This window comes from Pseudomonas sp. AC083, assembly GCF_979253165.1.
Window position 1 is genome coordinate 1 of record NZ_CEEDDH010000392.1, and the last position, 229, is coordinate 229.

General features: G+C 45.0%; 1 protein-coding gene. It reads left to right on the plus strand.

What is annotated here, in order from left to right; genetic code table 11:
* Nucleotides 1–30 precede the first annotated feature (30 nt).
* The coding region (locus AC0IXA_RS28305; RefSeq protein ID WP_471815043.1) for a PRD domain-containing protein at nucleotides 31–229 on the plus strand (199 nt) is incomplete at its 3' end.

A 229-nucleotide genomic window follows, 5' to 3' on the forward strand; every position in this document is an offset into this window, starting at 1 on the left:
GTGGAGATCCCTGAAGCGGAGGTCGGATATATGACCATCCACCTTCGCAGTGCAAATCGCAGCTTTGGGGCAGAATACCGTATTGATGAAATCGAGCTGGATATCGCGCTGAGAACGAAAAAGCTCATTGATTTTATTTCAAATAAAACTGGCTACCATCTCAATGAAAATGATTCATTGTATGAGGGACTCGTGTCTCATCTCGAACCTGCCATGAACCGTCTAAAGG